At 61.3% G+C, this 7485-nt stretch carries 8 protein-coding genes and 1 pseudogene; 3 read left to right on the forward strand and 6 right to left on the reverse strand.

What is annotated here, in order from left to right; all coding sequences use genetic code 11:
* Window positions 1-87: 87 nt before the first annotated feature.
* Window positions 88-1431 carry an NADP-specific glutamate dehydrogenase gene (gene gdhA, locus HBA26_RS22165; RefSeq protein WP_126345728.1) on the reverse strand — a complete coding sequence of 448 codons (1344 nt, stop codon included), beginning with the start codon at window positions 1429-1431 and terminating at the stop codon, window positions 88-90.
* A 227-nt stretch (window positions 1432-1658) separates the two neighbouring features.
* Here gdhA and HBA26_RS22170 point away from each other — a divergent pair, with 227 nt between their 5' ends.
* Complete coding sequence (locus HBA26_RS22170; protein ID WP_028012780.1) at window positions 1659-1931, forward strand: YnjH family protein; 273 nt, start codon at window positions 1659-1661, stop codon at window positions 1929-1931.
* Here the strand turns inward: HBA26_RS22170 and HBA26_RS22175 are convergent.
* Window positions 1891-2307: a pyrimidine (deoxy)nucleoside triphosphate diphosphatase gene (locus HBA26_RS22175; protein ID WP_045261602.1), complete on the reverse strand. Its 417-nt coding sequence runs from the start codon at window positions 2305-2307 to the stop codon at window positions 1891-1893. The two genes, HBA26_RS22170 and HBA26_RS22175, sit on opposite strands and share 41 nt — an antisense overlap.
* A gap of 75 nt (window positions 2308-2382) precedes the next feature.
* On the opposite strand from HBA26_RS22175, the gene HBA26_RS22180 reads away from it, so the two are divergent.
* Both HBA26_RS22180 and HBA26_RS22185 read left to right on the forward strand, forming a co-directional pair.
* On the forward strand, window positions 2383-2952 hold the full coding sequence (locus HBA26_RS22180) for a carboxymuconolactone decarboxylase family protein (protein WP_126345727.1): 570 nt from the start codon (window positions 2383-2385) through the stop codon (window positions 2950-2952).
* On the forward strand, window positions 2945-3562 hold the full coding sequence (locus HBA26_RS22185) for a CDP-alcohol phosphatidyltransferase family protein (protein ID WP_126345726.1): 618 nt from the start codon (window positions 2945-2947) through the stop codon (window positions 3560-3562). The genes HBA26_RS22180 and HBA26_RS22185 overlap by 8 nt, the downstream gene beginning before the upstream one ends.
* On the opposite strand, the gene HBA26_RS22190 is transcribed toward HBA26_RS22185, so the two are convergent.
* From HBA26_RS22190 to HBA26_RS22205, 4 genes and pseudogenes are all read right to left on the reverse strand, one after another.
* Window positions 3559-4866 (reverse strand): sulfurtransferase, encoded by a 1308-nt coding sequence (locus HBA26_RS22190; RefSeq protein ID WP_126345725.1) that lies wholly within the window; start codon window positions 4864-4866, stop codon window positions 3559-3561. The two genes, HBA26_RS22185 and HBA26_RS22190, sit on opposite strands and share 4 nt — an antisense overlap.
* 73 nt (window positions 4867-4939) lie before the next feature.
* Window positions 4940-5560 carry an ATP-binding cassette domain-containing protein gene (locus tag HBA26_RS22195; protein ID WP_126345724.1) on the reverse strand — a complete coding sequence of 207 codons (621 nt, stop codon included), beginning with the start codon at window positions 5558-5560 and terminating at the stop codon, window positions 4940-4942.
* Window positions 5560-7089 (reverse strand): thiamine ABC transporter permease, encoded by a 1530-nt coding sequence (locus tag HBA26_RS22200; protein WP_126345723.1) that lies wholly within the window; start codon window positions 7087-7089, stop codon window positions 5560-5562. The genes HBA26_RS22195 and HBA26_RS22200 overlap by 1 nt, the downstream gene beginning before the upstream one ends.
* Window positions 7062-7475: pseudogene (locus HBA26_RS22205) on the reverse strand (ABC transporter substrate-binding protein); the annotation flags it as partial. The gene HBA26_RS22200 and the pseudogene HBA26_RS22205, both read right to left, overlap by 28 nt.
* Between the last annotated feature and the right edge of the window lie 10 nt (window positions 7476-7485).

Here is a 7485-nt window from a genome sequence, read left to right on the forward strand (position 1 = left end):
TCCGTCGTCGGCAGCGTCAGATGTGTATAAGAGACAGCCCTGTGGGAGAGGGCCGGGGTGAGGGCACCCGGCCGCATGATATAAACCTTAAATCACACCCTGCCCAATCATCGCATCCGCCACCTTCACGAACCCGGCGATATTTGCCCCGCGCACGTAGTTGGTTTGCGATGCCTCGCCGCCGTACTCGACGCAGGCATGGTGAATATCCAGCATGATGTGGTGCAAACGGGCATCCACTTTCTCCGCCTTCCAGCCGAGCCGCGCCGCGTTTTGCGCCATCTCCAGGCCGGAGGTCGCCACGCCGCCCGCGTTTGCCGCCTTGCCTGGCGCAAACAGCACGCCCGCCTCCAGGAACAGATCCGTCGCCTCGATAGTGGTCGGCATATTCGCCCCTTCCGCTACCGCCTTCACGCCGTTGCTAATTAGCGTGCGCGCGGCGTCCGCGTCCAGTTCGTTTTGCGTGGCGCACGGCAGGGCGATATCCACCGGCACGCCCCACGGCTGTTTGCCTTGCAGATACGTCAGGCCAAACTCCGCGGCATAATCGGCAAGTCGGCCATCGCGGCTGGCTTTGATTTCGCACAGGCGCGCCAGCTTCTCCGCCGTAAAGCCCGCTTCGTCCACTACCGTGCCTTTAGAGTCGGAGGCAGTCACCACGCGGGCACCAAACTGCATCGCTTTTTCGATAGCGTACTGCGCCACGTTACCGGAGCCGGAGACCGCCACGCGCATCCCCTCGAAACCTAAGCCGTGACGCTTGAGCATTGCCTCGGTGAAGTAAACCAGGCCGTAGCCGGTCGCCTCCGGGCGGATCAGGCTGCCGCCAAACGATAACCCTTTGCCGGTAAAGACGCAGGCGCTGTTGTTGGAGAGTTTTTTCATCATCCCGGCCATAAAGCCCACTTCGCGGGCCCCCACGCCGATATCCCCCGCCGGTACGTCGGTGTCCGGGCCGAGGTGGCGGTAGAGCTCGGTCATTAGCGCCTGACAGAAACGCATCACTTCGCCTTCGCTTTTGCCTTTCGGGTCGAAATCGCTCCCGCCTTTACCGCCGCCCATTGGCAGGGTGGTGAGCGCGTTTTTAAACGTCTGTTCAAAGCCAAGGAATTTCAGAATCGACAGGTTCACGGAAGGGTGGAAGCGCATGCCGCCCTTAAACGGACCGATGGCGGAGTTAAATTGCACGCGCCAGGCGCGGTTGACCTGTACCTGGTTGCGGTCATCCACCCAGGTCACGCGGAACTGGATCACACGCTCTGGTTCAACCAGACGTTCCAGCAGCGACAGTTGACGATAGCGCGGGTTTTCTTCAAGGAACGGCCAGAGGGTAGTCATTACTTCACGAACGGCCTGAGCAAATTCGCTTTGATGCGGGTCGCGCTGCTGAACATAGGCAAGGAAACTTTCCAGAGAGCGTGTCTGATCCATAGATATAAGAACCTCTTATAGTCATTAATGTATGTTGCTTATGCGATTTGTGTTGTTTTTTTGACTATACCACCCGTACCGCTTTGTGAAGCAAGCAGAAATGTGGACCGAAAGGGAAATTAATGACCCGGGCCGCGTCATAACAAAAAGCGATGGCGCGCTAAATTAAAGATTCTGTCCGATTTACCGTTATAGTCATTATCAGGACACAACAGGAAGAGAAGTCTATGAACCGTTACGTGATGGCCGCGTTATCATTGATGTTGACCGCAGGCGCGCAGGCTGACCGCATTCGCCCGGATGTAGAAGTGAACGTGCCGCCGGAGGTGTTTAGCTCCAGCGGCCAGCGCGCGCAGCCGTGTAACCAGTGCTGCATCTACCAGGATCAAAACTATTCTGAAGGGGCCGTCGTGAAGGCGGATGGCGTGCTGCTGCAGTGCCAGCGCGATGAACGTACCATCAGCACGAATCCGCTGGTCTGGCGTCGCGTAAAAGAATAAACGCCTCCAGCAGCGGAATATCCGCCGGAGCTAACTCATAACTGAAAGCCTCTTCCGGCGTACACCACGCCAGCGCGCTGTGGTAGTGCGCCGTTAACTCTCCGCTGAAGCGGGGTACGTGCCAGGCGTGCAGGTTGATTAACCGCTGTGATACCTCGCGCTGATGGCTCGCCACGTACTGCTCAGGCTGTGCCTCGATACCCAGCTCTTCACGCAGCTCGCGGATAAGCGCCTCAGGCTGGGTTTCTCCGGCCTCCACTTTGCCGCCAGCGAACTCCCACATTCCCGGCTGGTCGGCGTGAGCAGGGCGCTGTGCCAGTAAAATTTTGTCGTCTTTTTCGATGATGGCCGCAACGACATCGACTGTTTTTAGCATGGTCGTCAATACTTGATAGCGAAAAACGCCATATTATCGTGCCCTTTCAAAGAGTCCAGCCATCAGGAGAATCAGGTGAAAGAGACGTCCACCTGGGTAGAGCCCATCCCAACCCTTCCGGCGAGCGTAAAACCTATTGCCGCCATGCAGCAAAAACACTTCGGCGCCGTGCTGAACCCCACGCGCTGGTGGGGACGCATGCCGCGTCTGTTCTGGCTGGTCGCTTTGTTTTTGGGGTTTCTGGAGCGCAGAAAAGCGCGCCTGACGCCAGTGCTGCGCTCGCTGCTCATGACGCGCGTATCGCAGCTGTGCCACTGTGCGTTCTGCATTGACGCCAACAGCCTGCGCCTGGCCGAGCGCTGCGGCGCGCTGGATAAAGTCCAGGCCGTAAGCGGCTGGGCTGATTCTGACGTGTTCAGTGAACAGGAGCGCGCGGCGCTGGCCTATGCGGAGGCGGTGACCGCCACGCCGCCCCGGGTGGATGAAGCAATCAAAACGGCGATGCAACGCCACTTTACGGATGATGCCATCACTGAAATGACGGCGCTCATTGCCTTTCAGAATCTCTCGGCCCGGTTTAATGCCGCGCTGGATATACCGGCACAGGGGCTGTGCGCCACGTTTAAAGGGAAGCCTGATGCTTGACCGTCACCTGCACCCGCGGGTAAAGCCCGCTCTGGACCGTCTGGTATCCGTGCTGGATAAGCCGGGCGTTACGCCCGACGGATTAACGCTTGCCGGGTTTGCCATCGGCCTGCTGGCGTTGCCGTTTCTGGCCCTCGGCTGGTATTCGGCGGCGCTGGCCGCCATCGTCCTGAACCGCCTGCTGGATGGTCTGGACGGCGCGCTGGCGCGTCGGAGAGGGCTGACGGATGCGGGAGGGTTTCTCGATATCGCCCTCGATTTTCTGTTCTATGCGCTGGTGCCGTTTGGCTTTGCGCTGGCTGCACCCGTAGAGAATGCGCTGGCGGCGGCCTGGCTGTTGTTTGCGTTTATCGGCACCGGCAGCAGTTTTCTCGCCTTTGCCGCGCTGGCGGCGAAGCACGAGATCGACAACCCCGGCTATGCGCATAAGTCGTTTTACTATATCGGCGGGTTAACGGAAGGGACGGAGACCATCGCGCTGTTCGTGCTGTGCTGCCTGTTTCCGGCACAGTTTACGCTGTTCGCGTGGATATTCGGCGCGCTGTGCTGGATGACCACCACAACGCGCATCTGGAGCGGCTACGTGACGCTGAAGTCGCTCACCCGTTAGATAGCACTCTCTGGTCCGCGCTCTCCGGCGGTGACCGGGTTCTGCGGGTGGCTGCTCCATTCGTACCAGCCGCCGTCATAGACGGCGATATTTTTCCAGCCCATCGCCCGGGCGTACATAAAGGTTTCGGACGCCCGCCAGCCGGTGCCGCAGTAAAACGCGACCTGCTGTTCCGGCAGAATATTCCAGCGCTTCCATTGGGCGGCGATGTCGTCAGCGCTGCGCATGGTGCCATCCGGGTTATGGAAATCCTCCATGTGGGTGGCATCGCTGCCCGCATGGCCCCAGCGGGCGCCGGCAATTTCACCTTTTGGCTTGATGTAGCTGTAGCCGCTGGTTTCGCCGATAAACTCCGGCCACGAACGAATGCTGACCAGGGAGGCATCCTGACGGTGCAGCATGCCGCGCGCCTGTTCCATATCCACCATCAGCTGAGGCTGGCCGGGGATCGGCGCGCCAAAATCAGGGGCAGGAGCCACTTTGCCGGGCGTACCGCGCTCAACCGGCAGACCGGCATCTGACCACGCCTTCCAGCCGCCATCGAGAAGGCGCACATCCTTCACGCCCGCGTAGAGCATGATCTGCGCCACGCGCGCGGCGGCGTAAACGTCGCGCCCGTACAGAATGACGGTGGTATCGTGACGGATCCCGTGCTTTGCCAGCATTGCTTTCAGCCTGTCGTCGGAGACTTTGTTCCACAGCGGCTCGCTTTCCACCTCGTTGGTGTCAATGTAGCCCGCGCCGGGAATGTGGTTAAGCAGGTAAAACTTCGGCGCGCCCCAGGCCGCCTCTATGACTTTCCATTCGCCCGCCGGCGCGGCGGTCACCGGTTTGCCCTGCTGAAGCCGGTGGATCCACTGCGGGTAAACCAACTGTTCAAAGTGGGGCAGGCGCTGCAGGCGGTCGGGCGTCTGCAGAGCATCGCTGAGCAGCGAAACGTGGCGGTAACCAGCTTTCTCCAGACGGGCTTTCACCGCCTGGTTATCGTTCTCGTCGCCATACAGCGCGATGGACGTCGCAGGGGTAAGCTGATGCTGTTTTGCCCAAAGTGCAATCTGCTCGTCGCTCATGGCGCTAAGCCAGGCGGCTGCCAGGTTGAGCGCAGCGGGTTCGTGCCCGGAAGGACCGCTGAGGGTCTGCGGCCAGCCGTTATAGAAGGCGCTGGGGCGGGTGTCGATTGCCGCGCCGTGCTGCGCCTGAAGCTGAGACAGCGTCATCGCGTTGGCCATATCAGCAGCCTGAGAGGAAAAAGAGGCGAGGCCGCAGATCAGGGCCAGCGCGGTCAGTTGAGAAACACGTTTCATCGAATAACCTGACGTCAGTAAAAGAGGGGGGCATTGTCGTCTCTCCCGAAACGGAAAACATTGCGTTAGCACATTATTGCCAGCGAGAAATCTCCATCACCTTGCCGCCGGGCGGAATATCGTCCTCGTCATGGGTGACCAGCACCACCGGAATATTGCGCGCGCGGACGGCGTCAAATACCCATGCCCGGAACGTCGTGCGTAACGCTTTATCAAGGCGGCTGAACGGTTCGTCCAGCAGCAGCGCCTGCGGCTCTGCGAGCAGGGCGCGCAGCAGGCTCACCCGGGCGCGCTCTCCGCCGGAAAGGGTGGCCGGATCGCTGTCGTAATGACCGCCAAGCCCGGCGGAATCCAGCGCCTGCTCGACCACTTCCCGCCGTGCGCGTCCCGCGATCCGCTCAGGCAAGGCCAGCAGCAAATTTTGCCCAACGCTGAAAGGGTCGAACAGCAGCGCGTCCTGAAAAAGAATCCCCAGACCGCGGGATTCGACGGGCAAACCGTCGCAGCGGCGTTCGCCGATCCACAGTTCGCCCCGCGCCTGAAAATCCTCTGACAGCGCGCCGACCATCCAGGCAAAAAGGGTCGATTTGCCGCTGCCGGACGGCCCCATCAGGGTGACAATCTCCCCGCGGGGTACGCAAAAATTGACCTTGCGGAAAAGCGGTTCGATGGTGAGATCGTTGACCTTCAGCATTAACGTAATCCTTGACGGTAGCGGCCCGCGAGCCGGGATAACAGCGCAGCAAGACCGAATACGACGCCCGTGACCAGCAGTAATCCCAGGGCACGGTTAGCGAGAACCGGGATGCTGCCTCCGCTGCTGAGCGCGACGGTCTCGGTGGTCAGCGTGGCGAAACGTCCCGCGCCCAGCCACAGGGTCGGCATATATTGGGCCATGCTGACGGAAAAGCCGGTGGCAAAGGCCAGCAGCGCAGGACGCACCAGCAGGGGACATTTCAGCAGGCAGAAAATTTTTGCCCGCCGCCAGCCGAGCGTTCTGGCGGTAAGGATAAGCCGGGGATCGATCCGCCGCCAGGCGTGCTGCAGCACCAGTAGCATCCACGGTAGCACCCACAGCAGATGGCTCCAGAGGACGGCGATAAAGCCTCCGTCGAGACCCAGATGCAAAGCAATCGCGTATTGCCCGGTGACGAGCGGCAGTGCCGGAAGGGCGAGCGGTAGCCACACCCATGCCGCGCCGCGCTGCGGCCCCCATTCCAGCCAGAGAAAAATGACGATCAGGGCGATAAGGCTCGAAAGCAGTCCGAAGGAGAGGCTGGTTCCCACGGGACCTACGTCGTCCCGCTGCGCCAGCATCAACAGCACGGCGGCGCAAAGGAGGCCGCATGCGGGCAAAAAGCCGCTGAATGCGCGTTCAGGCAGGACGAGATGCAACCTGCGGCGCGTCCCGCTCAGGTCCGGAATCGCGCGATGCCAGACCTTCCACAGGCCGTACCCCAGCGCGGCAAGCGCGGCCAGCAAAAGAAGGAGCACCAGGCACAGCAGCGTTCCTTTCACCTGCTGCTGCGCGTCGCCCTGGCTCAGCCACTGCCAGGCCAGCACGGCCAGCGTGGGCGGGTTGCCGGGCCCGAGAACGATCGCTACGTCCACAACCGACAGCGACCACGCCAGCACCGCCAGCATCACCGCCCCGAGGACGGGCGCGATCGCCGGAAGGATCAGCCAGCTGAGCGTCTGAAAACGCCCGTAGCCAAAGGTTTGCAGGACGATCTTCTGCTGCGCGAGCCCTTTTTCCGGCAGCACGGCGTAAATGGCCCACAGCACGAATGCGCTCTCTTTGACCGCGAGCGTCAGGCCCAGCCCTACGCCGTAGCGGTCAAACGGCGGCGAACAGACGGTACAAACCTGATAAAACAGTCCGCCCTCGGCAAACAGCAGTAGCGCGCTGGTGGCGAAGGCCACGTGGGGGATCGCCAGCAGCCACGGCAGGCGCGTGCTGAGGCGCCGCCAGCGGGTGCCGGGCCAGAAAAGAGCCACGAGGGAAAGGGCGATAAACAAGGCCCCCAGCGTAGCGATAAGCGTTGAGACCAGCGTGGCAACGGCTGCCTGCGGCAGCTGAGGATCGTTTAGCAGCCGCTGCCAGTTCGTCACGGAAAAGGCCGGCGCGAACAGCACGGTGCCAGCGGGCAGGATCGGCAGATAAATCACCGTCATCGCCAGCCAGACAAGCCAGCCTAACGGGTGCCGTAACGACGCAGCCATTCCTGCTCCAGCGCGTTCACCCACGCGGACTGCGGCTCCGGGAGCACCTTCGGCAGCCCCTGAGGCGTGTGGGCCTGCAGCTGTTTCGCTTCACCTTCGGGCAGCGTTTTCGCATCCAGCACGCTCGGATCCCCCCAAATGGCCGGGTCGGCCTTGCGGATCTGCGCCTGCGGCGACAGCAGGAAATTGGCGACCACTTTCGCCCCCGCGCTCGCGCTGGCATTAGCCGGAATAGCTACAAAATGCACGTTGCCGAGCATCCCGTCCTGAAAACCAAAGCTGTAGCTGTCGGCAGGCAGTTCGCCGCTCGCCACTTTTTGCTGCGCATGCGCCGGGTTAAAGGTCAGCGACAGGTTCAGACTTCCGCTGGCGAGCAGGGCATCCACTGTCTCTTAT

This window comes from Enterobacter sp. 725m/11 (assembly GCF_011683705.1).
In the GTDB taxonomy this organism is placed as follows: Bacteria; Pseudomonadota; Gammaproteobacteria; order Enterobacterales; family Enterobacteriaceae; genus Enterobacter; species Enterobacter bugandensis.

Excerpts from the sequence above, each read along its gene's own strand:
- HBA26_RS22185 (WP_126345726.1), top strand. The coding sequence starts at position 2,945 with ATGCTTGACCGTCACCTGCACCCGCGGGTAAAGCCCGCTCTGGACCGT.
- gdhA (WP_126345728.1), bottom strand. The coding sequence starts at position 1,431 with ATGGATCAGACACGCTCTCTGGAAAGTTTCCTTGCCTATGTTCAGCAG.
- HBA26_RS22200 (WP_126345723.1), bottom strand. The coding sequence starts at position 7,089 with ATGGCTGCGTCGTTACGGCACCCGTTAGGCTGGCTTGTCTGGCTGGCG.
- HBA26_RS22190 (WP_126345725.1), bottom strand. The coding sequence starts at position 4,866 with ATGAAACGTGTTTCTCAACTGACCGCGCTGGCCCTGATCTGCGGCCTC.
- HBA26_RS22170 (WP_028012780.1), top strand. The coding sequence starts at position 1,659 with ATGAACCGTTACGTGATGGCCGCGTTATCATTGATGTTGACCGCAGGC.
- HBA26_RS22195 (WP_126345724.1), bottom strand. The coding sequence starts at position 5,560 with ATGCTGAAGGTCAACGATCTCACCATCGAACCGCTTTTCCGCAAGGTC.
- HBA26_RS22175 (WP_045261602.1), bottom strand. The coding sequence starts at position 2,307 with ATGCTAAAAACAGTCGATGTCGTTGCGGCCATCATCGAAAAAGACGAC.